This window comes from Ruegeria sp. BG3 (genome assembly GCF_056538485.1).
On the sequence record NZ_JBQFTE010000012.1, the window covers coordinates 26,637 to 53,576 of the forward strand.

Annotated in this window: 28 protein-coding genes and 1 riboswitch; of the genes, 15 read left to right on the forward strand and 13 right to left on the reverse strand. The window is 59.8% G+C overall.

Going from position 1 to position 26,940, the window contains the following annotated elements:
• Positions 1-41: 41 nt before the first annotated feature.
• The 7 genes from ACR0AI_RS18330 (at position 42) to ACR0AI_RS18360 (ending at position 8,256) form a co-directional block, all read left to right on the forward strand.
• Complete coding sequence (locus ACR0AI_RS18330; protein ID WP_480676160.1) at positions 42-1,142, forward strand: FAD-binding protein; 1,101 nt, start codon at positions 42-44, stop codon at positions 1,140-1,142.
• 4 nt (positions 1,143-1,146) lie between these two features.
• On the forward strand, positions 1,147-2,466 hold the full coding sequence (gene glcF, locus ACR0AI_RS18335) for a glycolate oxidase subunit GlcF (RefSeq protein WP_480676162.1): 1,320 nt from the start codon (positions 1,147-1,149) through the stop codon (positions 2,464-2,466).
• Positions 2,467-2,585: 119 nt separating this feature from the next.
• Positions 2,586-3,377, forward strand: a complete 792-nt coding sequence (locus tag ACR0AI_RS18340) for a trypsin-like serine peptidase (RefSeq protein ID WP_480526893.1) — start codon at positions 2,586-2,588, stop codon at positions 3,375-3,377.
• Between the two features lie 8 nt (positions 3,378-3,385).
• Complete coding sequence (locus ACR0AI_RS18345; RefSeq protein WP_480676164.1) at positions 3,386-4,189, forward strand: trypsin-like serine peptidase; 804 nt, start codon at positions 3,386-3,388, stop codon at positions 4,187-4,189.
• Positions 4,190-4,314: 125 nt separating this feature from the next.
• Complete coding sequence (locus ACR0AI_RS18350; RefSeq protein WP_170484927.1) at positions 4,315-4,782, forward strand: Hsp20 family protein; 468 nt, start codon at positions 4,315-4,317, stop codon at positions 4,780-4,782.
• Positions 4,783-4,972: 190 nt separating this feature from the next.
• Positions 4,973-6,013, forward strand: coding sequence for a glycosyltransferase family 2 protein (locus ACR0AI_RS18355; RefSeq protein WP_480676166.1), 1,041 nt, complete (start codon positions 4,973-4,975; stop codon positions 6,011-6,013).
• A complete protein-coding gene (locus ACR0AI_RS18360; protein ID WP_480676168.1) occupies positions 6,013-8,256 on the forward strand; it encodes a glycosyltransferase family 2 protein in 2,244 nt (747 codons plus the stop codon). Before ACR0AI_RS18355 ends, ACR0AI_RS18360 begins: the two co-directional genes overlap by 1 nt.
• A gap of 3 nt (positions 8,257-8,259) precedes the next feature.
• On the opposite strand, the gene ACR0AI_RS18365 is transcribed toward ACR0AI_RS18360, so the two are convergent.
• Positions 8,260-9,228 (reverse strand): glycosyltransferase family 2 protein, encoded by a 969-nt coding sequence (locus ACR0AI_RS18365; protein ID WP_480676170.1) that lies wholly within the window; start codon positions 9,226-9,228, stop codon positions 8,260-8,262.
• Between the two features lie 193 nt (positions 9,229-9,421).
• On the opposite strand from ACR0AI_RS18365, the gene ACR0AI_RS18370 reads away from it, so the two are divergent.
• Positions 9,422-11,632 carry a hypothetical protein gene (locus ACR0AI_RS18370; RefSeq protein WP_480676172.1) on the forward strand — a complete coding sequence of 737 codons (2,211 nt, stop codon included), beginning with the start codon at positions 9,422-9,424 and terminating at the stop codon, positions 11,630-11,632.
• Between the two features lie 9 nt (positions 11,633-11,641).
• Here ACR0AI_RS18370 and dxs read toward each other — a convergent pair whose 3' ends face one another.
• From dxs to ACR0AI_RS18400, 6 genes are all read right to left on the reverse strand, one after another.
• Positions 11,642-13,570: a 1-deoxy-D-xylulose-5-phosphate synthase gene (dxs, locus tag ACR0AI_RS18375; RefSeq protein WP_480676174.1), complete on the reverse strand. Its 1,929-nt coding sequence runs from the start codon at positions 13,568-13,570 to the stop codon at positions 11,642-11,644.
• A gap of 16 nt (positions 13,571-13,586) precedes the next feature.
• The gene (locus ACR0AI_RS18380; protein WP_480676176.1) at positions 13,587-14,453 is read right to left on the reverse strand and encodes a polyprenyl synthetase family protein; all 867 of its coding nucleotides are present in this window, start codon (positions 14,451-14,453) and stop codon (positions 13,587-13,589) included.
• A complete protein-coding gene (locus ACR0AI_RS18385; RefSeq protein WP_170667224.1) occupies positions 14,454-14,696 on the reverse strand; it encodes an exodeoxyribonuclease VII small subunit in 243 nt (80 codons plus the stop codon).
• Positions 14,693-15,619: a histone deacetylase family protein gene (locus ACR0AI_RS18390; RefSeq protein ID WP_480676178.1), complete on the reverse strand. Its 927-nt coding sequence runs from the start codon at positions 15,617-15,619 to the stop codon at positions 14,693-14,695. Before ACR0AI_RS18390 ends, ACR0AI_RS18385 begins: the two co-directional genes overlap by 4 nt.
• Positions 15,620-15,688: 69 nt before the next feature.
• Positions 15,689-16,390 carry a response regulator gene (locus ACR0AI_RS18395; protein WP_170379735.1) on the reverse strand — a complete coding sequence of 234 codons (702 nt, stop codon included), beginning with the start codon at positions 16,388-16,390 and terminating at the stop codon, positions 15,689-15,691.
• Entirely contained in the window at positions 16,387-16,899 is a 513-nt protein-coding gene (locus tag ACR0AI_RS18400; RefSeq protein ID WP_170555238.1) for a MarR family transcriptional regulator, read from the reverse strand. The genes ACR0AI_RS18395 and ACR0AI_RS18400 overlap by 4 nt, the downstream gene beginning before the upstream one ends.
• A gap of 159 nt (positions 16,900-17,058) precedes the next feature.
• Here ACR0AI_RS18400 and ACR0AI_RS18405 point away from each other — a divergent pair, with 159 nt between their 5' ends.
• The 4 genes from ACR0AI_RS18405 (at position 17,059) to ACR0AI_RS18420 (ending at position 19,903) form a co-directional block, all read left to right on the forward strand.
• On the forward strand, positions 17,059-17,925 hold the full coding sequence (locus ACR0AI_RS18405) for a branched-chain amino acid aminotransferase (RefSeq protein ID WP_480676181.1): 867 nt from the start codon (positions 17,059-17,061) through the stop codon (positions 17,923-17,925).
• Positions 17,926-18,036: 111 nt separating this feature from the next.
• Positions 18,037-18,987: an AraC family transcriptional regulator gene (locus tag ACR0AI_RS18410; RefSeq protein WP_480676183.1), complete on the forward strand. Its 951-nt coding sequence runs from the start codon at positions 18,037-18,039 to the stop codon at positions 18,985-18,987.
• Between the two features lie 111 nt (positions 18,988-19,098).
• Positions 19,099-19,464 (forward strand): SPW repeat domain-containing protein, encoded by a 366-nt coding sequence (locus ACR0AI_RS18415; protein ID WP_480676185.1) that lies wholly within the window; start codon positions 19,099-19,101, stop codon positions 19,462-19,464.
• A gap of 250 nt (positions 19,465-19,714) precedes the next feature.
• On the forward strand, positions 19,715-19,903 hold the full coding sequence (locus tag ACR0AI_RS18420; RefSeq protein WP_480676187.1) for a hypothetical protein: 189 nt from the start codon (positions 19,715-19,717) through the stop codon (positions 19,901-19,903).
• On the opposite strand, the gene cobO is transcribed toward ACR0AI_RS18420, so the two are convergent.
• The 5 genes from cobO to ACR0AI_RS18445 all read right to left on the reverse strand — a co-directional run bounded on the left by cobO (position 19,897) and on the right by ACR0AI_RS18445 (position 23,868).
• Complete coding sequence (gene cobO / locus ACR0AI_RS18425; RefSeq protein WP_480676189.1) at positions 19,897-20,496, reverse strand: cob(I)yrinic acid a,c-diamide adenosyltransferase; 600 nt, start codon at positions 20,494-20,496, stop codon at positions 19,897-19,899. The genes ACR0AI_RS18420 and cobO overlap by 7 nt on opposite strands.
• Positions 20,497-20,552: 56 nt before the next feature.
• Positions 20,553-21,488 (reverse strand): DMT family transporter, encoded by a 936-nt coding sequence (locus ACR0AI_RS18430; protein ID WP_480676190.1) that lies wholly within the window; start codon positions 21,486-21,488, stop codon positions 20,553-20,555.
• Positions 21,489-21,542: 54 nt separating this feature from the next.
• Positions 21,543-22,205: an HD domain-containing protein gene (locus ACR0AI_RS18435; protein WP_480676192.1), complete on the reverse strand. Its 663-nt coding sequence runs from the start codon at positions 22,203-22,205 to the stop codon at positions 21,543-21,545.
• Complete coding sequence (gene aroC / locus ACR0AI_RS18440; protein WP_480676194.1) at positions 22,189-23,289, reverse strand: chorismate synthase; 1,101 nt, start codon at positions 23,287-23,289, stop codon at positions 22,189-22,191. The genes ACR0AI_RS18435 and aroC overlap by 17 nt, the downstream gene beginning before the upstream one ends.
• Positions 23,290-23,430: 141 nt before the next feature.
• On the reverse strand, positions 23,431-23,868 hold the full coding sequence (locus ACR0AI_RS18445) for a 6,7-dimethyl-8-ribityllumazine synthase (RefSeq protein WP_480676196.1): 438 nt from the start codon (positions 23,866-23,868) through the stop codon (positions 23,431-23,433).
• 75 nt (positions 23,869-23,943) lie between these two features.
• A riboswitch (FMN riboswitch) is annotated at positions 23,944-24,098 on the reverse strand.
• A gap of 54 nt (positions 24,099-24,152) precedes the next feature.
• Between ACR0AI_RS18445 and ACR0AI_RS18450 the strand changes: the two genes are divergently transcribed.
• Both ACR0AI_RS18450 and ACR0AI_RS18455 read left to right on the forward strand, forming a co-directional pair.
• Positions 24,153-24,782: an FMN-binding negative transcriptional regulator gene (locus ACR0AI_RS18450; RefSeq protein ID WP_480676198.1), complete on the forward strand. Its 630-nt coding sequence runs from the start codon at positions 24,153-24,155 to the stop codon at positions 24,780-24,782.
• Between the two features lie 56 nt (positions 24,783-24,838).
• Positions 24,839-25,447 carry a glutathione S-transferase gene (locus ACR0AI_RS18455; RefSeq protein WP_480676200.1) on the forward strand — a complete coding sequence of 203 codons (609 nt, stop codon included), beginning with the start codon at positions 24,839-24,841 and terminating at the stop codon, positions 25,445-25,447.
• Positions 25,448-25,450: 3 nt separating this feature from the next.
• Here the strand turns inward: ACR0AI_RS18455 and ACR0AI_RS18460 are convergent, their stop codons facing one another.
• Positions 25,451-25,894 (reverse strand): cytochrome C, encoded by a 444-nt coding sequence (locus tag ACR0AI_RS18460; protein WP_480676202.1) that lies wholly within the window; start codon positions 25,892-25,894, stop codon positions 25,451-25,453.
• A gap of 461 nt (positions 25,895-26,355) precedes the next feature.
• Between ACR0AI_RS18460 and petA the strand changes: the two genes are divergently transcribed.
• Positions 26,356-26,940 (forward strand): ubiquinol-cytochrome c reductase iron-sulfur subunit, encoded by a 585-nt coding sequence (gene petA / locus ACR0AI_RS18465; RefSeq protein ID WP_170379708.1) that lies wholly within the window; start codon positions 26,356-26,358, stop codon positions 26,938-26,940.

Sequence of the window (26,940 nt, forward strand, 5' to 3'; positions counted from 1 at the left end):
GCCCCCATCCCCCCGAGGTATTTTAGAACAGAAGAAGTGTCATGAGACCTGAGACAGAAACGAAACTGGCCGAGATCGTGGCCGGGTTGCAGGGGCCGGTGCGTATCGCAGGTGGCGGGACGCGCGGGGTGGATGGACCGGGGGTGGTTTTGAATGTGGATGGGTTACGTGGGATATCGCTCTATGAACCCGGCGCGCTGACTTTGGTTGCGCAGGCGGGAACCCAGGTCGCTGAGATTGACGCCGCGCTGGAGGCCGAAGGTCAGCAACTGGCGTTCGAGCCTGCGGACTATCGCGCGCTGTTGGGCACCTCGGGTGAGCCGACAATTGGCGGGGTTGTTGCCGCCAATATCTCGGGGCCGCGGCGGGTGCAGGCCGGGGCGTGTCGGGATTTTCTGCTGGGCGTGCGCTATGTCGACGGGCAAGGGCAGGTCGTAAAGAATGGCGGGCGGGTGATGAAGAATGTCACCGGCTATGACCTGGTCAAGCTGATGGCAGGCTCCTGGGGGACGCTGGGGGTGCTGACCGAAGTGTCGTTGAAAGTGTTGCCGAAACCCGAAGCGGTCGTGACCCTGGGTGTGCCGGTTGCCCATGCCACGGGTGCGGTTGAAGTTCTGTCTGCCGCGTTGAGGTCGCCTTATGAGGTGAGCGGGGCTGCCTTTGCCCCTGAAACGGGTCAGGCCTTGCTGCGGATTGAGGGGTTTGCGGACTCGGTTGCGTATCGTGTCGGACGCTTGCAGGACGTGCTGTCCGGGTTCGGCGAGGTCGCCGTTGTTGAGGACTCAGATGCCACATGGCGCGCGATCCGGGACGTGACTCCGTTTGCGGGGAAAGAGGGCGATGTCTGGCGTATCTCGGTCAAGCCCAGCGATGCGCCGGAAATCACTGCGCGGCTTGAGGCCAATAAACTCCTGCTCGATTGGGGCGGCGGTTTGATCTGGACGTTGGTGGATGAGGGCACCGATGTCCGTGCGCGGCTTGGCGGTTTTCAGGGCCATGCCTCGATCGTGCGGGCGAAACCCGAGACCGTTGAGGCGCTGGGCCGGTTCCAACCGGAGCCCGCACCGGTTGCGGCCCTGAGCCATGGTTTGCGGCAGCGGTTCGATCCGCATGCCCTGTTTAATCCGGGATTGATGGGGTAGGCCGATGCAGACGACTTTCACCGAAGAACAGTTGCAGGACCCAGGCATTCAACGCGCGAACGAGATCTTGCGCAGCTGTGTTCATTGCGGGTTTTGCACCGCCACATGCCCCACCTATCAGGTGCTGGGGGATGAGTTGGACAGCCCGCGCGGCCGTATCTACCTGATCAAGGATATGCTTGAGAATGAGCGTGTACCGGACGAGAAGACGGTCAAGCATATCGACCGGTGCCTGTCCTGTCTGGCCTGCATGACGACCTGTCCGTCGGGCGTGCACTACATGCATCTGGTCGATCACGCCCGCGAGTATATCGAAAACAACTACAAGCGCCCATTGTCGGATCGTGTGTTGCGCTGGGTTCTGGCACAGATTTTGCCCTATCCGATGCGATTTCGCTGGGCCTTGATCGGGGCCAAGCTGGGGCGTCCGTTCCGGTTTTTGATGCCGGATGCTCGGCTGCGGGCGATGCTGGATATGGCGCCGAAACATATCCCTCCAGTCAGTCGCAATGACGACCCCCAGAGCTTTGCGCCGTCGAGCGCCCGCAAGAAACGCGTGGCCTTGATGACGGGCTGTGCGCAAAAGGCTCTGAACACCGATATCAACGATGCCACGATCCGTCTGCTGACCCGGTTGGGGTGCGAGGTGGTGGTGGCCGAAGGGGCCGGATGTTGTGGTGCACTGACCCACCACATGGGCAAAAGCAAGCAGAGCCACGCGGCGGCGGCGGCCAATATTCGTGCTTGGGTGCGTGAGATGGATGGGGACGGGCTGGACGCCATCGTCATCAACACCTCGGGCTGTGGAACGACGGTCAAGGACTATGGGCACATGTTCCGAAATGACCCTCTGGCAGAGGACGCGGCACGGGTGTCGGCCCTTGCGATGGATGTCAGTGAGGTCCTGATGCAATTGGACCTGCCCGAGCAATCAGATCCAGGGCTGACCGTGGCCTATCACGCGGCGTGTTCCCTGCAGCATGGGCAGCAGATAAAGACCTACCCGAAAGACCTGCTGAAACGCGCTGGCTTCAAGGTTGTTGAACCTGCTGACAGCCATCTGTGTTGCGGCAGTGCGGGCACGTATAATCTGATGCAACCCGAGATCTCGGGCCAGCTGAAGCAGCGCAAGGTGCGAACGCTTGAGGCGAAGAAGCCCGACCTGATCGCTGCCGGAAATATCGGCTGCATGATGCAGATCGGATCGGGAACCGAGCTGCCGATCGTCCATACGGTCGAGCTTCTGGATTGGGCCACCGGAGGTCCCGAGCCGCGTGGTTTGCAGGCGGGTGGAGCGACCTCCGAGGTGCCTATTTTGCGCTAGGCAGCGATGATGCGCCTTGGCATCAGTTGAACAGGAAATTTCCGCCAAGCCGACCTGCCCTATTTTCGCCCCACGCGACCCGTAGAACAGTTGACCGGAACGGATAGCCGGAGAACCGCGTGCGCAACTGGATCAAGGCCATCGTGCTGAGTGTGCTGCCAATGGCCGCCTCGGCGCAGGATACCGGGCTGAAAAGCCTTGAGACGTCTGATTCCGGGCGGCAATGGATGGCCGTAGGGCGGTTGGATATTGATGGCACCGGGTTTTGCACCGGCGCGCTGATCTCGCCCACGCTGGTACTGACAGCCGCGCATTGCCTGTTCGAAAAACACACCAAGAAGCGAATCGACCCGTCGCGGATCGAGTTTCTGGCGGGATGGCGACGTGGGAGCGCTTCGGCCTATCGTCCGGCGCGGCAGGCGGTGATTCATCCGAAATATGTCTATAATGGCAGGGCCACCAGCGACCGTGTCCGCTATGATCTGGCGTTGATCGAACTCTGGCAGCCGGTTCGCAACACCACCGTTATTCCTTTTGAGACCGGCGCGCGCCCCGACCAAGGCGAGCAGGTGGGTGTCGTGTCCTACGCGCATGACCGGGCCGAGGCCCCGTCGTTGCAGCAGGTTTGCTCGGTTATGGCCGGGCATCGGGGCGTTTTGGTAATGTCCTGCGACGTTGATTTCGGGGCCTCTGGCGCGCCGATTTTCTCTCTGAGTGGTGAGCGTCCGCGAATCGTATCTGTGGTGTCGGCCAAAGCCGAGCTTAACGGGGAAAACGTATCGCTGGGCACCGCGCTGGATGGATCGCTGCAGTTGTTGCAGGCGGAACTGTCCAATGGAAATGGGTTTGGCCTGTCTTCGGGCAGCACCGGGTCTGGCAAGAATGTCGGGGCAAGGTTTATCCGGCCATGAAACGCGCCTTGGCACTTCTCATCTTGTGCGCCTCTTTAGTGACCACGGCGGCGCAGGCCCAAAGCAACAAACGCACGCTGACCGATCGCGATGACCTCTATGGGTGGGAGGCGATCGGCCGCCTGGATGTGGGCAAACGGTCTTTCTGTACGGGAACGCTGATTGCGCAGGATATGGTCCTGACAGCCGCCCATTGTGCCTTGGACAAACGCACCGGACAGGCCTATGAGCCGGGCGAGGTGACGTTCCGCGCCGGGCTGAGCAATGGCGTCGCCCTGGCCGAGCGCAAGGTGGTTCAGATTGCCACGCTTCCAAGCTATGGGGCCAACGATCCTCTGTCGTCTCAGGGTGTACGCGAAGACGTGGCGCTGATGCGGCTGGATGAACCGATCCCCTATTCGATTGCCGACCCTTTTGTCCTGTATCAGGGGCCCGTCATCGGCTCCGAACTCAGTATCGCCTCTTACGGTCGAGGCCGGTCCGAGGCCATAACACGCGAAAAATCCTGTCGAATCCTGGATAGGCGAGACGGGCTGATCACCTTTGATTGCGATGTCACCTTTGGCTCATCAGGGTCGGCTGTTCTCACCAAAAACGGGTCGCGCTGGCAGATTTTGTCGGTTGTCTCTGCCATTGGCGAGAGTGGGGGGCGCAAGATCGGCTTTGGGATGGAGCTATCTCCGGTCGTCTCCGAACTCAAGGCGATCATGCGGCGCGATGCACCCCGGCCCGAAGCTAAGATCCGCAGATTGCAGGTGGGTTCGGGCAAGTCCGAGTCAGGCGCGAAATTCATCAGCTCGGGCGGGGGTTGAACTTACGCAAATCGTTACCCATGTGATTTGTATCGGATCGCCACAACGGGGTCCGGTATAACCCAACGCCCGTCCAGATCGGAGGGCTACAATCGTAAATCGCTCAAGGATGAGGATAACGACACATGCGTAGTTTTGATTTTGCACCGCTGCACCGCGCCACCATTGGTTTCGACCAGATCGCCGACATGATGGACCGCGTTCTGACCAACGACGTGGCACAGCCCAGCTATCCCCCATACAACATCGAAAAAACCGACGCCGACACTTATCGGATTTCCGTCGCTGTCGCCGGTTTTTCCGAAGAAGACCTGTCCGTCGAAGTGAAGGAAAACGCACTTATCGTGGCAGGCAAGAAAGCCGCCGAGGACAAGGACCGCAGCTATCTGCACCGCGGGATCGCCACCCGTGCGTTTGAGCGCCGCTTTGCCCTGGCCGACCATGTCCGCGTGACAGGTGCCAGCCATGAGAACGGCATGCTGAACATTGACCTCAAGCGCGAAGTGCCCGAAGCGTTGAAACCGCGCCGGATTCAGATTTCCTCGGGCAAGGCCATAGAAAAAGATGTGGTTGATGCCAAGGCCGTGAACTAACGCGCCTTAAGTTCTTGCGGCGGTCTCCTCCTCCCTGACTGCCGCAACATCCGCCCCGCGTTCCTCCAGACGCGGGGCGTTGTTTTTTTGGCGCTACCCAAGGGCTCCCTTCCCTGATCAACCGCGTGGCTTTCTTGTTCTGATCCGCCTATAAGTGGATGAAAAGACCAAGAGCAGTCAGAGGTCATGCATGACCCTATTGGGCATCACATGTCAGAAGGATGACGGGCCGTTTCTGGTGGAATGGCTGGCCCATCACCTTGCAGCGGGCGTCGACCGGTTTCTGGTTCTAAGCCACGACTGCTCGGATGGGTCGGATGCGTTGTTGCAGGCGCTGGCTCAAGACGCGCGGATTGAGCATCTTCCTTTCACCCCCAAAGGCAACAAGGCCGTGCAGTGGCAGGCGTTGAAACACGCCTCGGATCACCCGGCTTACGCTTCGGCCGACTGGGCGCTGTTTTTCGATTGTGATGAATTCTTGTGTTTACAGGATGCCACTCTGCCGGATTTGTTGACCCGGTTTGAGGCGGCGTCGGGGCCCTTTGATGCTCTTTCCTTGCCATGGCGGTTCTTTGGCACGGGTGGTCAAGTACAGCGCGGCAGCGGTTTGACGCCCGAGAGATTTACGCAAGCCGCACCCGAGAACCTGCATTTTCCGCTCGGCCACCTATTCAAAACGCTCCACCGTCCGGCGTCGTTTCAAAAGCTGGGGGTGCATCGGCCCCGCAGTAAACCGTCAAAACCCGCGCGCTGGATCGGCTCGGATGGAGCGGAACTGCCTACGGGCTTCGCGGGGAATGACGGCGCGATTTCGCTCTATGGTCTGCCAATGGGCGCGCGTCAGGTCTGGTTGAACCACTATGCCCTGCGCTCGCGCGAAGAGTTCATGGTTAAACGCGCCCGCGGTTTGCCGAACCACATGGAGCGCGAGATCGGGGTGACCTATTGGGCCGAGCGCAACTGGAATACGGTCGAAGAGACAAGCATTTCCACAATGATGAATGCGACCCGGGCTGTTTATGCCGACCTGATGGACCTGCCCGGCGTAGCCGCCGCGCATGAGGCCTGCCTGAACTGGCACGGCGCCGCCTATGCGGCTTTGCAGCAAGATATCGAGGCCGTGCGGCTGGAGTTCCGCCTAGGGCTGGTCAACAGCATCCCTCCCTCCTCTCAAGAGGGGGCTGCGTTTGTTGCCCGACAGGTCTCGCTTTTGTCAAAGGCGGCCGAGTGATGGGGCTGATCGAACGGCAGCTTGCAGGTCAGGATTTGGGTGTCGCGATCCTGCTCGATGCGGTCGTGCATCAGGACGATGGCGCGCAGGTCGTCACGTTGTTCTTTGATCGTTTGATCGCGGCTGAGGAAGTCATCCCCCCTGAGGGCAGCGTAGCTGAGGAGGCAGGCGCCGTGGGCGACGCGCGCATTCTGCGATATCGCTTGCCGCAGGACGCTCGCCCTCGGTTCACGATCTGCGGGGAGGCCTTTGATCTGACCTGTGCACCCTCCGAATGCGCGCTGTTTGTGGGGAAGAACGCGTTCATTGCCCAGCGCAACGGTGAACGCGCCGAGATCGTGTTGGAGTGGTTGGCCTACCACATTGAAACACAGGGGCTTGAGGCTGCCGTGATCCTCGACCGTGCCCCTCCCGGTGCCGAGGATGGGTTTGCCGCCGCGCTTGGCGAGGGTCTGAAGAGCCATGCCTTGCCCTGTCAGGTGGCTCTGGTCCAAAGCCCTGTGCCGCTGGGCAAACCCGACCTGCCGCCCGAGGCGCACCCCTATTGCGTCGGCGAGTCTCCGGGCAAGGACCGGATGAAGGTCCCGCCCCCCAGCCCATGGGACAGCCCACTCGGCGCGTTTTCGGTCTACGAAATCTTGCGCATACGGTTTCTGGCGCAGGCGCGCGCCGTGGCCAACATCGACGTGCATGACCTTATGGTCGAAACAGATACATCCGTCTTCGACGCAGCCGTCGCAGCCGAGGGCGGGCTAGTCGCGCTGTTCGGACGGCATTGCTATCCGTGGCGCGTTCGTGCGGGCCAAAAGGCGCATTTCGGCGATCATATCTGCGTACAGTTCGATGCGACGGGTGGTCGGCAGCGTTGGTGCATCGCGCCTGCCAAATCCGCCCCTGAAGCGGTTTGGCGGCTGGTCAGGGTCGGTAATGCGCGTCCAGATTCGACCCTAACTATCGGGTTCTACCGTCACATGCTGTTGCGGCACCCTACACGCTCGATCTCGAAGATCGTGCCCAAGACCTCTCTGATCGAGCATGAGCCGCTGTTGCAATTGTCCGCCACGACCTGGGGGCACAAACCGGTGCGGATGCCCGAGTTGGAGGTCACCTCAAAGGAAACAGGGCGTGGGCGGTGTGCCATTGTGACCACGATGAAGAACGAAGGTCCGTTCATTCTGGAATGGCTCGCCTATCATCGGGCCATAGGGTTTGATGATTTCCTGATCTACACCAATGACTGCACAGACGGCACCGATACGATGCTGGAGATGCTGCAAAGCAAGGGCCTGGTTCAGCATCGCGACAACCCGTTCCGGCAGATGGGCATGCGCCCGCAGCACGCGGCCCTGCATTCCGCGGATGATGAGCAGATCGTCAAGGATGCCACTTGGGTCGCCTGCATTGATGTGGATGAATACGTGAACATCAAATGCGGCGACGGCACTCTGGACGCTCTGTTTGCCGCTGTGCCTGACGCCAACATGATCGCGATGACTTGGCGTCTGTTCGGCAATGGCGATCTGCACGGGTTCGAGGACAGGCCCGTCATCGAACAATTCCAGCGCTGCGCCCCGGAATATGCCCGCAAGCCGCATCAGGCCTGGGGGTTCAAGACGCTGTTCCGCAATATCGGCCTGTTTCGAAAGCTGGGTGTACATCGCCCCAAGGGCCTCAATCCGCAATTGTGGGAGGAGATCAACTGGGTCAACGGGTCCGGCGCGCCGATGCCGCGTTCGATGTTTCGCAATGGCTGGCGGTCCACGATCAACACCTATGGCTACGATCTTGTGCAGTTGAACCACTATGCCGTCCGCTCGGCCGAGAGCTTTTTGGTCAAGCGTGACAGGGGCCGGGTGAACCATGTTGAGCGGGATCAGGGCCTCGCCTATTGGTTCCGCATGAACAACAACTACGCCGAGGATCATTCCATCGCGCGTATGGTGCCTGCAATGCGGGCCGAACTGGATCGGCTGCTCAGCGATCCCGAGATCGCCGCCGCACATGCCCATTCGGTAGATCGCCACCGCGCCAAGATCGCGGAGCTGAAGGCCACGCCGAACTACGCCGCGTTCTACGCCGAACTGACCGGCGCGCGCCTGGAAAAGCTTGCGCGTCTGCACCGGCATTTCGGGGCCAATGTGTTCCTCAAAGGCCCCTCATCCATTCCGGATGACGTGCTGGAGCGTGACCCCGACAAAGATTGGTTCTTTACCGTCGATCATGACGGGGAAACCCAGCATTAGACCCTAAAGCGCGGTTTTTAGCCCGTTGACCAGCTCGTCCATTTCCGGATCCAGCTTCATCGAGGCTGCCTTGCGCCGGTGCCATTCGACCGCCCGCGCATGCAGATCGCCCAAAACCGGGTCCGATTTCAGCTCATCCGCCAGCTTGTTGCTTTGGGGTGCGTAGCGCTCGATCGAGGTGTCTTTCTCGTCGTTGAGGTTGAACCTGTCCCAGTATTCCATGCCCAGCACGTGATGGCTGTGGTTCGCCCGCCCGCGCGCGCGTTTGATCAGAAAACTCTCCATCGAGCGCAGCGCATAGTGGTTGACCTGCGCGTGGGTGAACAGGGGCGGGTTCTCGGTGCGGGCGCCATTTACGACGTAGTCCGCGCCGCCGGGCAGAACGCGCTTGGTGTCCGAGACATGCTCATCCAGAGACACCGGCGCATGCAGGCCCATCCGCTTGAATTTATGCTGGTTGGTGTAAATGGATTTGACGAATTTACCGGTATTGGGCCGCTCCTTCGCGTCCCATTCAAACTCACCCATGGTGAATTGCTGGGTGACGGGCGCATCGTCGAAGCGCTCGATATGGTCCGGGCCAAAAATCCGCCACGGCACCGAGATCACATCCGCATCCGCGCCGGAGCCTTCGACCAGCGCGCGGGCCGAGCCGTCATCGATATGGATATTCAGATACTCATCCACATCGCAGACAAACACCCATTTGGCCTTCATCACGATGTCATAGCGGCGCGAGGCCTGCCGCAGGGCCGAACGGTGAATGCCGCCGCCGCGAATGATCGTGTTGTGCTGGGTGACCAGCCCCATCTCTTGCAGGCGCACAAGGATTTCGACGGTGGGGTCGGTGCAATCATTCGTGCAGACCAGAATATGGTCAAAGCCCAGCGTTTTGTAATGCGCCACCCAATCGATGATGTAGGGGCCTTCGTTTTTCATCGTTGAGACGACTGTATAAGTCTCGTTGCTCATGACTGTCTGCTCGCTTGCCTGCCGTGGCGTCTGGGTCTTGTCTATGCGGCGCAAAACGGGATGCAGCAAGGTCACGCCCGGCCAACTATTCGCGCCTGCTGCGTAATCTGGCGGTACCCAAGCGCGGCGCAAGACCTTAGGATCAAGAAAACGACGCGTGTGCCAAAATACACGCAGGCACAAGGATACGCGGATGGCACGCACGCGCGAGGTCGGCACGTTATGGATCGGTGGCCCGCTCAGTTGGCTTGAACAGCTGTGCCTGAAATCCTTTGTGGACAAAGGGCAGAAGATTACCCTGTTTTCCTACGAGGATATCCCCAACGTCCCTGATGGCGTGATCCGTCGTGACGGGCGCGAGATCATAGATACCGACGATTTCATCAAATACGAACAGAAGAACTCATTCGCGCTGTTCGCCGATTGGTTCCGGCTGCACATGATCCAGAAATGTCCCGGCATGATCTGGATCGACACGGATGTCTTCTGCCACCGCCCCATGACCTATGACAGCGACTATGTCTTTGGCTATGAGCTCCCGGACTCGCCTCGGATCAACAACGCGGTGCTGGGGATGCCTTCGGACAGTGAGCTGCTGCGCCAGATGCTGGACTTCACCGAGGATCGCTATTCCATCGCGCCGTTCCTGCCGAAGGCGAAACAGCGCGCCATGCAGCAGGCGGCGGAAGGCGGTAGTCCGGTTCACATTTCGCAGCAGCCATGGGGTGTCTGGGGGCCGATGATGGTGACCCATTTTGTTCACGCCATGGGTTTGGAACATCACGCCCTGCCGGTCAGCGCTTTCTACCCGGTTACCTTCCCCGAGCGGTACAAGTTCATGCGTCGTGTGGCGCTGGCCAAGCAGCTGATGACCGAAGACACCACGGCGCTGCATCTGTGGGCCTCGAACAAACGTCAGCTGGGCAACCATCACAACGGCCTGCCGCCCAAGGGCACCTATCTCGCCAAACTTGTGGCCGAGACGGGCATCAACCCCGTCCTCGCCCCGATCAAAGGGCGTGGGCACACGGTGTTTGACGGCGCGCTGATTGATGAGGTCGACCTGACCGAGGTCCGCTCGGTCGCGGATCTGACCGGCAAGGCGCGCAGCTTTGTTCTTGCGCTGCATCACAAGTTCGATTGCGACGTCAAGCTGGTCGACGTGAACCGCCGCGGCAAGTTCAAACCCGAAGAGGAGCCGTGGATTGCCGACTATGTCACCTTTCTGACCGATCATGAGGTCGACCCGGACCGGATCGAAATCATCACTTCCGAGGATCGGCTGAAGCCGGTGGATGTGCTGTGCAATCTCGAAGGATTCGGCGATCGCTACAAGGTGCCGTTCCTTGAGAAATTCCTGACCCAGATGCTGCATTCCGACACGCGGCTGTTCATGGATATCCGGAAAGGCTCGGGCGCGTTTCCCTTCCTCAAGGCCTTCGGGACCAATGAAAAGATCGCCACGCATGAGGTTGATGGGCACGAGGTCACCCGCGTGAAGGTCTTGCCAAAACCGCCAGAACCCACCGATGCGGAAAGCAGCTGGGCGCGGATCGCGACGGATCTTGCAGGCAAGGACGGCTGGTACAGGCCGGGCGAGAACGGGCACTCGCTGCTTTTTATGCCACGGTCCAAGGACACTCTGGTCGTGACTTTCGACAATCTGGACGTGGCGATGAACAACCGCAAAGACCGACGCCCGTGGGGTTACTCCTTCATCAAAGAGCAGAACTGGTCGATGTTGTCGGCCATTGCAGGAGGCTGGACCTGGTATCGCGAACCGTGGGTCTATGACCAATTCGATGAGTTGAAGCAGAGTGGTTTCTTCCAGCAGTTTCAGCGTGTTGTGTTCTACGGGGCCTCGATGGGCGGCTACGCGGCCTGCGCCTTTTCTCCGGCAGCACCGGGCTGCGATGTGGTCGCGATCTCACCACAAAGCACGGTCGACAAGTCCGTTGTCCCGTGGGAGACGCGCTATAAAACCGTGTGGGATCGGGACTTTACCGGCCCCTACGGAGATGCCGCGCAGGTCAGTCATGCGGCGCGAAGGGTATCGATCCTCTATGATCCCTATGAGCCGCTGGATGCGGGCCACGCGGCGCGGTTCACGAACGCCAACGTCTCGCATCTGCGCGCGCCGCTGTTGGGGCATCGGTTGGGGTCCTCTCTGCTGCAAATGGGTATCCTGCACCCGATCATTCTGGGGGCGTTGAACGGAACCCTGACCGAGGCTGAGTTCTACACCCTTCTGCGCGCCCGAAGACAATTCCCGCGCTACCAGCGAGAGCTGTTCAATCGTGCAGTCAAGAAAGGGCACAAGGACCTCGCCCGCCGCCTTGGTGCGCATATCCTGAAACAAAACCCCAACCGGGCCGTGCGGCTGGGGTTGAAAGAACTGGGCTAGACGAGGCCGCTAGGCGCGTTTTTCGCCGATGGTCGCAATGCCAAGAATATCCAGAACCTTGGCTTCGATCTGTTCGGCATTCATGCCCGCCACAGCGTACATGTCCGCCGGGCTGGCCTGATCAATGAAGATGTCGGGCAAGACCATCGAGCGGTATTTGAACCCGCGATCAAACACGCCTTCCTCGGCCAAGAGCTGCGCGACGTGACTGCCGAAACCGCCCACGGCGCCTTCTTCGGTGGTGATCAGCGCCTCGTGGTTTTCGACCAGATCAATGATCAGATCACGGTCCAGCGGCTTGGCAAAACGTGCGTCCGCTATTGTCGGGGTGATGCCGCGTGCAGACAAAGCCTCAGCCGCTTTCTGTACCTCGGCCAGACGGGTGCCGAAGGATAACAAAGCCACGCGCGCTCCTTTCTGAATCAACCGGCCCTTGCCGATTTCCAGAACCTCGCCCCGTTCGGGCAGATCGACGCCAACGCCCTCGCCCCGGGGATAGCGGAACGCAATCGGGCCGTCATCATGGGCTGCGGCGGTGGCCACCATATGCATCAGCTCGGCCTCATCTGCGGCGGCCATGACGACCATGCCCGGCAGATTAGCCAAATAGGCAATATCGAAGGACCCGGCATGGGTGGCCCCATCCGCGCCAACAAGGCCGGCACGGTCGATGGCAAAGCGCACCGGCAGGCGCTGGATCGCCACGTCATGCACAACCTGATCATAGCCGCGCTGCAGGAACGTCGAATACATCGCGCAGAAGGGTTTCATCCCGCCCGCAGCCAGCGCGGCACAGAAGGTCACGCCATGCTGCTCTGCAATCGCAACGTCAAAACAGCGCGAGGGGTAGCGTTCCGCAAACAGGTTCAATCCGGTGCCATCGGGCATTGCGGCGGTGACGGCGACGATCTTGTCATCCCGCGCGGCCTCTTCCACCAGCGTTTTGCCAAAGACCGAGGTATAGGATGGCGCGTTTGAGGGCGCTTTTTTTTGCTCACCTGTGACCAAATCGAACTTGGCGGTTGCGTGACCCTTGTCGCGGGCCTGCTCGGCCGGGGCGTAGCCTTTGCCCTTTTTGGTCAGCACATGAATCAGGATTGGCCCCGTCGCCCGTGCCTTGACGGTACGCAGAACTGGCAGCAACTGGTCCATGTCATGCCCGTCAATCGGGCCGAGGTAAGAGAACCCGAGCTCTTCGAACAAGGTCCCGCCAACAGCCATCCCTTTGAGCATCTCTTTCGCGCGTTTGGCTCCTTCGCGGAACGGCTCGGGCAGCAGAGAGACCGCGCCTTTGGCGGCGGCCTTCAGCTCGTGAAATGGTTCCTCGGCGTAAATGCGCGACAAGTAGGTCGACAGAGCGCCCACAGGTGGCGCGATGCTCATCTCATTGTCGTTCAGGATCACGATCAGGCGCTTTCGCAGGTGGCCTGCATTGTTCATCGCCTCAAACGCCATGCCCGCAGACATCGAGCCATCGCCGATCACCGCAATCGCATCGCCCAACCCCTCTGGTGTTACTCCGCCCAAATCGCGGGCGACGGCAAAGCCCAAAGCGGCGCTGATCGAGGTGCTGGAATGCGCCGCGCCAAACGGGTCATAGGGGCTTTCACTGCGTTTGGTGAAGCCGCTGAGGCCATCCTTCATGCGCAAGGTGCGGATACGGTCGCGGCGTTCGGTCAGGATCTTGTGCGGATAGCACTGATGCCCCACATCCCAGATGATCTTGTCGCGCGGTGTGTCGAAGACCGCATGCAACGCCGTCGTCAGCTCAACGACACCCAGGCCTGCGCCCAGATGCCCGCCGGTGACCGAAACGGCCGAGATCGTCTCGGCCCGCAATTCCTGCGCCACCTGATGCAATTGCGCGTCCGAGAACTGCTTCAGATCCGCAGGGCGGTTCACAAGGTCCAGCAGTGGCGTATTCGGACGGTCAGACATTTGGCGCGTTCCTGGCTTAGCTGTCCCGGGCAATAACGAAGCGAGCAGCGTCCTTCAAGGTTTCCGCCTTAGTACCATACCCATCCAGCGCGGCGCAGGCCTCGCCCACCAGCTCTGCTGCGCGGGCCTTGGCTGCATCCAGTCCTAGAAGCGAAACAAAGGTTGCCTTGCCCGCATCTGCATCTTTTTGCAGCCGTTTTCCGGCCTTTTCGGCATCACCCTCAATATCCAAGATGTCATCGGCGATTTGAAAAGCAAGCCCAAGGGCTTGGGCATATTGGCGCAATGGGGTCGGATCAGCCTGCGCCAACCGAGCGCCCGCGCAAGCGGACCATTCGATCAACGCCCCTGTCTTGCCTGCTTGCAGCCGCGTGATTTCGTCCAGCGACAGCGGGGCAGACGCCGTTTCAGCCGCAATATCCAGTGCCTGACCGAGAACCATGCCCTGCGCCCCACTTGCCTTGGCCAGAGTCATCGCCAGTTCGGCGCGAATCTCGGGCTTGCCGACTTCGGGCCGTGTGCAAAGCTCAAACGCCAGGGTCTGCAAAGCATCCCCGGCCAGAACGGCAGTGCCTTCGTCCCATTTCACGTGAACCGTTGGGCGCCCGCGTCGCAGGTCATCGTCATCCATACAGGGCAGGTCATCATGGACGAGAGAATAGGCGTGCAACGCCTCAATCGCGGTCGCGGGCCAGATCGCCTGCGTGGCACTAACGCCATGCAGGCGCGCGCTTTCCAGAACCAGAAACCCCCGCAGACGCTTTCCGCCATCGGTAGCGTAGGCCATGGCCCGCGTCACATCCAGATCGTCAAGCGCCCCCAGAACCAGATCAAAATGGCTCTGAACCCGCGCCGCATCCTGCGCCAGCCTGTCGCGAAACATTTACTGACCTTCGATTGGAGTCGTCCCGGTTGGCTGCCCGCTGGCGTCCAGCGTGATAGCGGCCACTTTTTCCTCAGCGCGCTTCAACTCATCTTCGCAGCGCTTTTTCAAAGCCGCGCCGCGTTCATAGAGCGCAATCGATTCATCCAGCGCCACGTCACCGCGTTCCAATTGGCCGACTACGGCCTCAAGCTCTTTCATCGCTTGTTCAAACGTCATCTGCTCAACGGGGGTATCGGTCATCGTGCTGCCTTCATCAGTTCTTCCACATGGGCGTGTGTCGCCTCGGCCAATGCGTTCAGATCATACCCGCCTTCGAGAGTCGAGACGATACGGCCCTCACAAACCTCGTCGGCGATCTTGCACAGCTCAGACGTGATCCAGGCGAAGTCGCCCGTGGACCAGTTGAGATTGGCCAGTGGATCGTCCTGATGGGCATCAAACCCGGCCGAGATAATGATCAGTTCGGGCTTGAAGGCTCTCAGGCGCGGGAAGGCCTGCGACTCATAGGCTGCGCGCATCTCAGCCCCAACGCTTGCAGGTGGCAGGGGTATGTTCAGAACCGTGTCGTAAACCCCGGTTTCATCGGGTCGACCGGACCCGGGCCATAAGGGCATCTGCTGGCTGGTGATCACGAGCGCACGTTTTTCGTCCCACAACAGGTCCTGCGTGCCATTGCCGTGATGCACATCGAAATCCACCACCGCGACACGGTCCAGCCCGTGATGGTCCAACGCATGTTTCGCACCCAAAGCTGCATTGCCAAACAGGCAAAACCCCATAGCCTTGTCGGTCTCTGCGTGATGCCCCGGAGGCCGAATGGCGCAAAACGCATTAGGTACTTCGCCAGACAGCACCAGATCCACCGCCCGAACAACGGCCCCAGCGCCACGATACGCGGCATCGACCGACCCCGGAGACATAAACGTATCCCCATCAATCTGTGCATACCCTTCTTCAGGCCGCGCGGCCCGGATAACGCGGATATAGTCCTCGGGGTGAACCCGCAGCAAATCGTCATCCGCCACCATCGGAGCGGTCCTGCGATCCAGATCCAAAGCCTCCAGCGCATGTAGTATATGCTCCAGCCGCGCCACCCGCTCAGGATGGCCATCCGGGGTCACATGGCCCAGACAATCTGCATGGGTCAACAAGGCCGTCTTCATCAGAATCCCCTCTTCATCTGGCTAAAAATATCCTCGCCGAAGGCATAAAATCGCCGCGCAGCGGCCCGGTCAATCCGGTGCCAGCATATACCCTGCGCCGCGAACGGTTTGCAGGTATCGGGGCTGCTTGGGGTCCTGTTCGATCTTGCGGCGCAACCGCGTGATCTGCACGTCGACCGCCCGTTCCTGCGCCTGCCCCTTGTCGCGTCCTAGATCCTCAACCAGTTTTGCCCGGCTGATCGGCTCACCCGGTTTGGCCGAGAAGATCTTCATCAACTGGCTTTCGGTTGCGGTCAGACGCACGGGGTCCTCGCCCTGCCACATCTCTCCCCGCTCGATGTCATAGCGGATCGGGCCAAGGGTCAGGATTTTCGCTGCTGCATCCTGGGCCGGAGCTTCGGGCATCCGCCGCAGAATGGCGTTGATGCGCAACAACAACTCTTTCGGCTCAAACGGTTTGGCCAGATAGTCATCGGCCCCGGCCTCAAGCCCGGCAATCCGATGCTCGGTCTCGCCACGCGCCGTCAAGAGAAGGATCGGAGTGCTGTGGGTCTCGCGCAGCGCTTTGGTCAGGCTTACGCCGTCCTCGCCGGGCATCATCACATCCAGAACGATCATGTCGAAGTCCAGCCCGGACAGAACACGCCGCGCATGCGCCGCGTCGCGCGCGGCGGTCACCAGAAACCCGTTCCGCATCAGGAATTTTTTCAGCAGGTCGCGAATGCGTTCGTCATCATCGACGATCAGCAGGTGGGCATCCATATCGCTCATGAGGTCGTATCCCGCAACTTCTTGTAAGCATGACGCATATCAGCATCCATCATTGCTTCAAGTACTTTGCGGAAACCGGCCACGGCCTCGGGCCCCGCATCCTTGTAAGCGGCCCGCATGCGCGCGCGCTGAGCGTCGGACAATGTTGCCTCAAGCGCGTGGCCTTTTTCCGTCAGGAAAAGATGCCTTTCGCGCTTGTCGACGGTCCCAACCCGACTTTCGACCATGCCGTCTTCGATCAGGGTCCGCAGCACCCGGTTCAGGGATTGTTTCGTTACGCCCAGAATGGCCAGCAGGTTGTTGACCGTCGTGCCGGGGGCGCGGTTGATGAAGTGGATCGCCCGGTGATGCGCCCGCCCGTAAGACATGTCCGACAGGATTCGATCCGGATCCGCCGTGAACCCCCGATAGGCGAAAAACATCGCTTCAATCCCCTGCCGCAACTGCTCATCGGTTAGGAATAACAGGCTTTCACCCCCATATATCGGGGCGGGGCGGATTTCGGACATATAATGCCTCATGCGTTACTCGGTTTACAGTTTAAGTCAGCCTTATTGACATTCCAAGGGCAGACAGGTATCGAATCGCAGTTTTTGCGCAAGATTGTGTCCGCTCCGGTCCTAACTAGCGCAACATTCGCAAATTCAACCCGGTTCAGGAGGTTTCGCATGGCGGGGTATGATGATCGTGATGGCACCATCTGGTTGGATGGCAAGCTGGTCCCATGGCGCGAGGCCAATGTTCACATCCTGACACATGCGATGCACTATGCCTCGTCCGTGTTCGAAGGCGAGCGCGCCTATAACGGCGAGATCTTCAAAAGCCGGGAACATTCCGAACGTCTGATCGCCTCGGCCGAGGCTCTGGACATGCCGATGCCTTACGATGTGGATCAGATCGAGGCCGCAAAGGAAGAGGCCCTGAAAGCCAGCGGTCTGCAGGACGCTTACGTCCGCGCGCTGGTCTGGCGTGGGTCGGGCGAGGATATGGGCGTGGCCTCGGCCAAGAATCCCGTGCGGATGGCCGTCGCCGTCTGGCCGTGGGGGGCCTACTACGGCGACGCCAAGATGCAAGGTGCCAAGCTGGACATCGCCGAATGGAAACGCCCCAGCCCGGAAACCATCCCCGTGCATGCAAAAGCGGCGGGTCTTTACATGATCTGCACCATCTCCAAGCACAAGGCCGAGGCCAAGGGCTGCTCGGATGCGCTGTTCATGGATTGGCGCGGTTATGTGGCGGAGGCCACGGGTGCCAACGTTTTCTTCGTCAAGGATGGTGAGGTTCACACACCGCTGGCGGATTGCTTCCTGAACGGTATTACCCGTCAGACCGTGATCCAGATGCTGAAAGACAAGGGCATCACCGTCCACGAACGCCGCATCAAGCCCGAGGAAATGGCTGACTTCGAACAGTGTTGGCTGACGGGCACGGCGGCCGAGGTCACTCCGGTCGGGCAGATTGGCGACTACACGTTTGAAGTGGGCGATCTGACCCGCGAAATCGCGGAAGACTACGAGAAACTCGTTCGCGCCTGATAAGACCTTGAACCCCCGCTTCGGCGGGGGTTTTTGTTGCAGATCGTGCAGACTATCTTGCAGATCGTTCAACAGCATGGACCTTGACGTGCTGCGCTGTATCTTTGGCCTATGTTGGACCTACTCAGCGATATCCTCACCCGCCTGTCCTTGCGCGGCACGTTCTATTTCCGAACCTCCTTCACCCCGCCTTTCGGGATTCAGGTGCCCGGTTTTGAAAACGTGGCCCGGTTTCATTTCGTCCAGCGCGGAGAGCTGAAGGTCCACATCCCGGCAACTGGCGAGACCGTGCGTCTGAAACAGGGTGACCTGATCGTAATCCCGCATGGCGCGCAACACGCGCTGCTGTGCAACGAGGTCAGGCCATTTGACGCGCTGCCGTTGGAACAGGTCCTCGACATTGCGGGCTATACCGGTGACGGCGTTCTAGTCTATGGCGGCGGGGACGAAGAACGCGATACCCAATTGATCTGCGGACACTTTTCCTTCACAGGACCGGCTGGCCGGAATGGCACCGGTCATATGCTGATCGACCGGCTGCCGCCCTACATCCTGATCCAGAACTATGGAGAAGAGGCGGGATCGTGGATCGAGGCCACCCTGCGCATGATCGGCACAGAAGTGTCCGGCGCGCGGATTGGCGGCGACCTGATTGCTCTGAAACTGTCCGAAGTGCTGTTTGCGCAGGCGATCCGGGCCTATTTGGAACATCAAAGCCCTGACGATGACGCCTTGGCTGGTTTTGCAGACCCGCGAATCTCTCGCGCTTTGACTGCGTTCCACCAGGCCCCCGCGCAGGAGTGGAGCGTGGCCAGCCTTGCCAATGAGGCCGCGATGTCGCGCACGGCCTTTGCCCAGCTTTTTGCCGAGAAGATGGGAACCACCCCGATGCAATATCTGACGGACTGGAGGATGCAGATCGCCTGCCACGGTCTGACCGAGGGGCGCTGGAATGTGGCCGACGCCGCAGCCGAGGCCGGATATGCGTCTGAGGCGGCGTTTTCGCGGGTGTTCAAGAAACAGGTTGGAGTGTCCCCGGCCGCTTATCGCGAGATGCACTGATCCCCCGGTATTCCTGAACGATCCGCAATGTTTTGCAAACGATCTGGGCTGCTGCGTTCCCAGTGTAGGTCCTATTCTTGATCTGTCTCTGATTGAGGAAAGGAAATCCAGATGTCCCTCCGTTTTGTTACCCGCAATATTCACGCCTATCTCGACTATCCCGTTGCTGTTGCGCTGATGGTGCTGCCCTTTGTGCTTGGTCTGGGCCAATCCAACCCGCTGGCGCTATGGCTGTCTGTTGTCACCGGCGTTGCCGCTTTCGTCCTGACGGTGCTCACCGACCACCATCTGGGGATCTGGCGGGTGTTGCCTTACAAACTGCACCTCGCGGTGGATCTGGCCGTTGGCGTGACCTTCCTGTTGGCCCCCAGCTTGCTCGGTTTTTCGGGAATCGACGCGCTGTTCTACTGGCTGAACGGGGCCGCTGTTGTCGCAGTGATCTCGCTCAGCGCGCCTGAACAGACTGCAGCGGTCTGATCCTGTCTATCCCCCACTGCTAAAAGCCGCGCTACCTTGCGCGGTTTTTCCTTTTTTAGGGTCTGTTATTCCGGGCAAAACAGGCTCACTGGCTTGCTCCGTCGTTTTTCCTTGCAAAAGCCGACAAAAACAGTCAGATAAAAGCAACGCCAGATGAACCGATCAAGCACAAGGTTCCGGGGCGGTCAGTGGGCTCAGCAAGTTCAGTCGTGATGGCCTGCCACCGTTCCGGGAACGACCGAGGGCACCGATGCGTACCAGATTTGAAGAGCTGTTATCCGACCCGTGTTGCGCGTCCTGCGATTGCGACGCGCTGGCCTCGGATGTCGAGGCCTATCTGGATCGCAAAACCTGCGACGCAGAAAAATGCCGAGAGCTAGACGAACAGCCCTCGTTCGATGTTGTCAGTGAAACACCCAAAAGGGCGCGCGATCAGTAGTCCACGCCGCGCTGGGCTTTGATTCCGGCTTGAAAAGGGTGCTTTTCTTCGGTCATCTCGGTGACCAGATCGGCATAGTCCCGCAGCTCTTGCGGGGCATCGCGGCCCGTCAGGAATACGCTGGTCTTGTCGGAGCGGCCGTTTAGCCCCTCGATCACACGCTCAACCGACAGGTATTCGTAGCGCAGTGCGATGTTGATCTCATCCAGTACGACCAGATCGTAGTCTCCGCTGGCCATCAGGTTGCAGGCCTTGTCGAACGCGGCGGTTGCGGCGGCGATGTCGCGCTCGCGATCCTGAGTGTCCCAGGTGAAGCCTTCGCCCATTGTGTGCCATGTCACCAGATCGCGTTCTTCGAAAAAGCGCCGCTCTCCGGTTTTCCATTTGCCCTTGATGAACTGAACAACGGCAACCTTCTGGCCCCAGCCAAGCGCGCGGATAACCACACCAAAAGCGGCCGAGGATTTGCCCTTGCCCTTGCCGGTATTGATCAGCACCAGGCCGCGGTCAGGGTCGACCGCTTCGGACACTTTCTTGCGGTGCTTGGCCTGCACCTCTTGCATCTTTTCCTTGTGGTCTTGTGCGTCACTCATGCGGAGCCCTCATTGATTGTTGCGCTCAAACTAAGCGAAGTTGGCGAAAGGTAAAGTCACGGTTTGTGGTCGGTCAAAGACCGCGCCTTGCCGCGCTCCAACCCCAGCTGATGTTCGCGCCAGACTACGACCACATTGCCTGCAATCACCAGCACCGCACCCAGCAAGATCGCCAGCGTTGGCAATTCATCGAACCAGAAATAGCTGATTGCAATGGCGAAAAGCATGGTTGTGTAGTCATAAGGTGCCAGCATCGACGCCTGACCAAACCGATAGGACGAAGTGACAAGGATCTGCGCAACCCCACCGATCAGGCCCACAACGACCAATAGCAGAGCCTGATCCAGTGTCGGCATGGTCCAACCCCAAAACACGGTCAGCGATGACAGCAGTGTTGCAGTGATCGAGAAATAGAACACGATGGCGGCGGGGTGGTCGACCTTGACCAATTGCCGGATATGGATTTGTACAAAGGCCCGCGCGATGGTTGCGGCCAGAACGCAAAGGGCTCCAATCGTTGCCGCCACCTCCATCTCCGTGCTACCGAGCCGTGGCCAGAGCATGATCAGAACCCCCACCAGCCCCAGCATCACCGCACCGATACGGATCATGCGAATGCGCTCACCCAACAGCAGGGCGGCTAGGACGAGGGTGAAAATCGGGGTCGCGTAGCCGATGGCGGTGACCTCGGGCAAAGGCAGCAGGCTGAGGCCGGTAAAGGTCAGGCCCATTGCGCTGGTGCCCAGAACACCGCGCCAGAAATGGCCCATGGGTTTCTTGACGACAAAACCCTGCGACAGCTCCCCGCGCCAGATCAGCCAGGCGATGATGACGGGAATCGCCAGGAGAGACCGGAAAAAGACCAACTCACCCGGTGGAAAATCTTCGGACAACGCTTTGACCAAGGCCGACATCAAGGTGAACAGCATCAACGCGGTCAATTTCAGGCCCACAGCAAGTGCGGGGCGGTGCGATGTCAAGGATTGTGCCATTGGTCGGGAAACTGCGCTTTTGGAGCGGAAAGATCAACGACGGGATTGTACCAATCAGGGAGATTTCCAGGCGTCGGGGACAGGGTGGCCGATTTCATCCGCCAGTGTCTCCAGAAACACTAGCATCTGAGTGACGCGCTTCTTGGCGAAATCCCGTCCGCCGGTTGTGAGCATGTCGGCGGGCAAGCCGAGCAGCTTGATTTTCCAATGATCGATCGCGAACGACAGGTCATCCAGTTCGCGGGTCTCGGCAAAGGGATCTTCGATGTCATAAAGCGTGCGACCCAAGGCACCGGCGACAACGAAACAGCGTGCTATCCCAACCGCACCCAGAGCATCCAGCCGATCTGCATCACGAAGGATGAGGGCCTCAGGCGAGCGCGGCGGGATTTTTGCCGAGTAGCTGTGCGCCTCAATTGCATGTTGGGCTGAGCGGATCGCCGGGTCATCAAAGCCCAATTCCCTCAATATAGGCTCTGATTCAAGCGCTGATTGGCGCGATGCCAAATGCCGGTTCGGGTCGTTCTTAGGTAAGTTCACCAGATCGTGCAGATAGCACGCGACCATCAGGACCTGTATGTCAGTCTGTTCGTCCGCAATGGTCTGTGCGTTGTTCCAGACCCGATCCAGATGCGCCAGATCATGGGCCGGATCGGTTTGCATACGCTGCGCGACGATGCCGCGCAGGCGTGTGCGCAGATCAGCCAATATGTCCACGGTTCTCACCAATCTGGCCTCGGTGCAGCAGCAGATGGTCGAGGATCACGCAGGCCATCATTGCCTCCCCAACAGGCACAGCGCGGATACCGACGCAAGGGTCGTGGCGGCCTTTGGTGATGATCTCGGTTTCCTCACCCGATTTGGTGATCGTCTTGCGCGTGGTCAGGATGGATGAGGTCGGCTTTACCGCAAACCGCACCACGACGTCTTGTCCGGTGGAGATTCCGCCCAGAATTCCGCCCGCGTGGTTAGAGCTGTATTGCGGGCCATTCTGACCCATGAAAATCTCATCGGCATTGGCCTCACCTGTCAGTTCGGCAGCGGCCATGCCTTCGCCGATCTCGACCCCTTTGACGGCGTTGATCGACATCATCGCGGCGGCCAGATCAGTGTCTAATTTGGCATATATCGGTGCGCCCAGCCCGGCGGGGACGCCGCGCGCGACGACTTCGACCACAGCGCCAACCGAGTTGCCGGATTTGCGCAAATCGTCCAGATAAGCGGCCCAGCCCTCGGCTGCATGTGCGTCGGGTGTCCAGAACGGGTTCTGTTCGATCTGCGACCAGTCGAAATTGGCGCGGTCGATTTTGTGTGGGCCGATTTGGGTCATATAGCCTGTGATCTGCACATTGGTTGCGATCTGTTTGATCGCTTCGCGCGCCAGCCCTCCGGCTGCGACGCGCGAGGCGGTTTCACGGGCCGAACTGCGCCCGCCGCCTCGATAGTCGCGGATGCCGTATTTCTGCCAGTAGGTGATATCGGCATGTCCCGGGCGGAACTTCTCCATGATATCACCGTAGTCTTTTGAGCGCTGATCGGTGTTCTCGATCATCAGCTGAACGGGCGTGCCGGTGGTCTGGCCTTCGAATACGCCGGACAGGATTTTGACCTGATCAGGTTCGCGCCGCTGGGTGGTGAATTTGTTCTGCCCTGGTTTGCGCTTGTCGAGCCAGTGCTGGATCATCGCCTCGTCGATCTGCACGCCCGGAGGACAGCCGTCCACCGTCGCGCCCAAAGCGGGCCCGTGGCTTTCGCCCCAGGTGGTGACGCGGAAGAGGTGTCCAAAGCTGTTCATCGACATGGGGCGGGCTCCTTTGCGGGGTTGTGATTAGCGGGGAGAGCCTTTGGCCTCAAGCGAATTTGCATTTGATATAGGGGGAGGGGGCTCTGCCCCCGTCGCGCAAGCGCGCCTCCCCCGAGGTATTTTCAAACAGAAGAAGGATCAGGCTGCCTTGATCGCCTGGCGGGTTTTTGTGATGTTGAGGGCGGCGTTGGCGGCCTCACGCCCTTTTTGCACGAAGTGGTCGCGGTAGATGGCGTTGTGGTGGTCGGTTTCCTGATATTGGTGTGGAGTGAGCGAGACCGACAGGACCGGGACGCCTGTGTCGAGGCTTGCGCGCATCAGGCCGTCAACCACGGCCTGGGCCACGAAATCATGCCGGTAGATACCACCATCAACCACAAAGGCGGCGCAGGCCACGGCTGCATATTGGCCGGTTTGTGCCAGATCACGCGCGATCAGAGGCATCTCAAACGCGCCGGGGACGTCGAACACGTCAACCTGATCGGTAGGGATGAGTTCTAGGAACCCCTCGAGCGCGCGATCGACGATATCGGAATGCCAGTTGGCTTTGACAAAAGCATAGCGGGTGTGTGTCATCAGGATCTCCTTAGCAAAACAGACACTTCACCCAAGGCGATCACGAGCAGACACGCCGTTTCACCGACGCATCTGGCACGTTCTCTTTCATCCGGACTTTAACCGTCGGCTCTGGCCTCTCACCAGATCTGCTGACACCCCTCCGTAAACACGGCGAGGCCGCTCGCGGGCTTGCGGATCAACGCCCGCATACCGCCGGTGGGGAATTTCACCCCGCCCTGAGAACGAGGCGGACCTTGCATAGATTGGGCCTCCTCTGCAAGAGATTTGGCAGGAGGAAACTCATGCACCCGAATCCCGCTTTTCGCGCTGAGGAGATCAGCCGACATATCGCCTTTGCCCGTGATCGCGCCTTTGGCGTTTTGGCTGTGTCTACTGACGCCGCGCCTTTGATCAGCCACGTACCGTATTTACTGTCTGAGGATGGCGCGGTGGCTGAGTTGCATCTTGTCCGGTCGAATCCGATTGTTCGGCTGCTGAAGGCACCGCAGGCGGCGCGGATCGCAGTTTCGGGGCCCGACAGCTATATCTCGCCCGATTGGTATGAGGTGAGCGATCAGGTGCCGACGTGGAACTATGTCGCCGTTCACCTAACCGGCATTCTGGAACTGCGCCCGGCGGAGGAGATGCGAGACCTGCTAGACCGGCAGTCGGCGTTTTTCGAAGACCGGCTGCGCCCGAAGCCGCCCTGGCACAGCAGCAAGATGGATGACGACGCGCTGGAGCGGATGAGGCGGATGATTCTGCCCTGCCGGATGCGGGTTGAGGATATTCAAGGCACGTGGAAGCTGAACCAGAACAAACCTGATGACGTTCGGATGCGGGCGGCGGAGCAGGTCGGGAATTTTGGAATCGGCTCGGAAGTGCAGGCCTTGCAGGCGTTGATGCGCGCTGTGGAGCCCTCGGGGAAATGACAGCTTTTGTTTTCTGTAACCTGTTGTAAGGTCGGCCCAAACAAAGGAGTGCGCGCATGAAACTCTATCACAGTCTGACTTCACCCTATGTCCGTAAGGTTATGGTTTTGTTGCATGAAACAGAACAGCTGGAGGATGTTGAGTTGGAAACGGTGGCAGGTACACCTTTGGCCCCGGCAGGGCCCTTAATCGGAAAGGCTCCTTTGACCAAGGTTCCGGCGCTGGAGCGGCCCGACGGCCCGACCCTGTTCGACAGTCGCGTGATCTGCGCCTTTCTGGATGACCGCGCCGGGGGGCGGTTTTATCCCGAGGGTGCGCGGCGCTGGGATGTTCTGACGCTTGAGGCGCTGGCAGATGGCATTTTGGATGCCGCGCTGCTGATGACATATGAAAGCCGACTGCGTCCCGAAGACAAACAATGGGATGAATGGGTGGATTCGCAATGGGTCAAGGTCGAACGCGCTTGTGCCGTGTTGAACCAGCGTTGGATGGCGCATCTGTCGGGTCCGCTGGACATGGGACAAGTAGCCGTGGCTTGCGCGCTGGGCTATCTGGATCTGCGCCATGACGCGCGGGGCTGGCGCAAGGGCAATGATGCCCTCGCAACCTGGTTTGCCGAGTTTGACGCGCGTCCGAGCATGGTCGCCACGCGCCCTGTGACGTAAACCTTACTGGCTGAATGTCGCCAGATAGGCTGCGATGTCGTCCGCGCCTTTCTTGAGCTTCACGCTCATATTGGGGCGGGCGGTATCGTCCTGCAGGAACTCTTTGATGAACCCGATCGGGTCTTCGGAGTATGCGGCGATGTTTTCCTCGGTCCAGACAAGACCTGCGTCACCGGCGCGGATCATGTCGTCGGTGAACATGCCGATGGGTAGGCGTTCGCTGCCATAGCGATAGTCGTTCTCGGATCCGGCGGTGCGGCCCACGACCCCGTATAGGTTGGGGCCTGTGATGCCGCCTTTGACCAGAACCTCGCCATCCTTGATGATCGCGTGGCAGGCCGAGCAGCGGTTGTAGAGCTTTTCGCCTTTGGCGGGGTCTCCGGCCGCGGCGGCTTGGGTCGACACAGAAATCGTTAACAGAACGGCGGCCAAGTGGGTCTTTGGCATGGGGGTCTCCTGATCGGCGTTCGCGCGAAACCGGGCATCAGATATTCGCGCAATAAGTGCAACAGGAAACAGGCTCGTTCGCAGCGCGAAAAATCGTCTATTTCAGGCATATGATTTGTTGCTGAACAAACCCGGTTTCGTATGTCGGATTTTTCAGATTTTTGCACCAATGCGACCCGCTTATGCTGTCGGCCTGGGTGCGCTGACCCCGGTTAGATCGGGGTCACAGGGCGCGAATCAAATGGGGCTGATTCGACGCGTCGTCGAAACATGAGGGCAAGAAACATCAAAAAGACTGCCCCGTGCGATGATAAATTACGCAGATGCGGCGTATTGCGCATTCAACACCGCTGGACGAATACTATTCTGCTCGGTAGAGAATTCCGCTAAGACCCGGCATCCGTGCCGGGTTCCAGCTATTGGCCCGTTCGCACGGGCGCTAGACAATCGGAGAAAACCTCGTGTCCCACGTAGAAGACCACGAAGGCACCCGCAGAGATTTCCTGTACTACGTCGCGGGCGGCGCAGGGGTCGTAGCGACCGGTGCTGCGGTATGGCCTATGATCAATCAGATGAACCCGTCGGCGGATGTGCAGGCTCTGTCCTCGATCCGTACGGATGTAAGCGGGGTTGAGCCGGGTACACAGCTGACGGTCAAGTGGCTGGGTAAACCGGTCTTCATCCGTCACCGCACCGGCGCTGAAATCGCCGAAGCGCAGCAGCAGGACGAAGAAGCGGTAGGTAACCTGCCTGACCCGCTGGCCCGGAACTTCAACATCAACGCAGATGCACCCGCGACCGACGCTAACCGCGTGATGCCATCGCCCGAAGGCGAGGCAGAAGGCGCGTGGATCGTTCAGATGGGCGTTTGTACCCACCTGGGCTGCGTGCCTCTGGGTGATGCAGGCGACTTTGGCGGCTGGTTCTGCCCCTGCCACGGCTCGCACTACGATCTGGCAGGCCGGATCCGCAAAGGCCCCGCGCCTGAGAACCTGCCGATCCCACCGGTCGAGTGGGTCGACGCTTCAACCATCAAACTCGGCTAA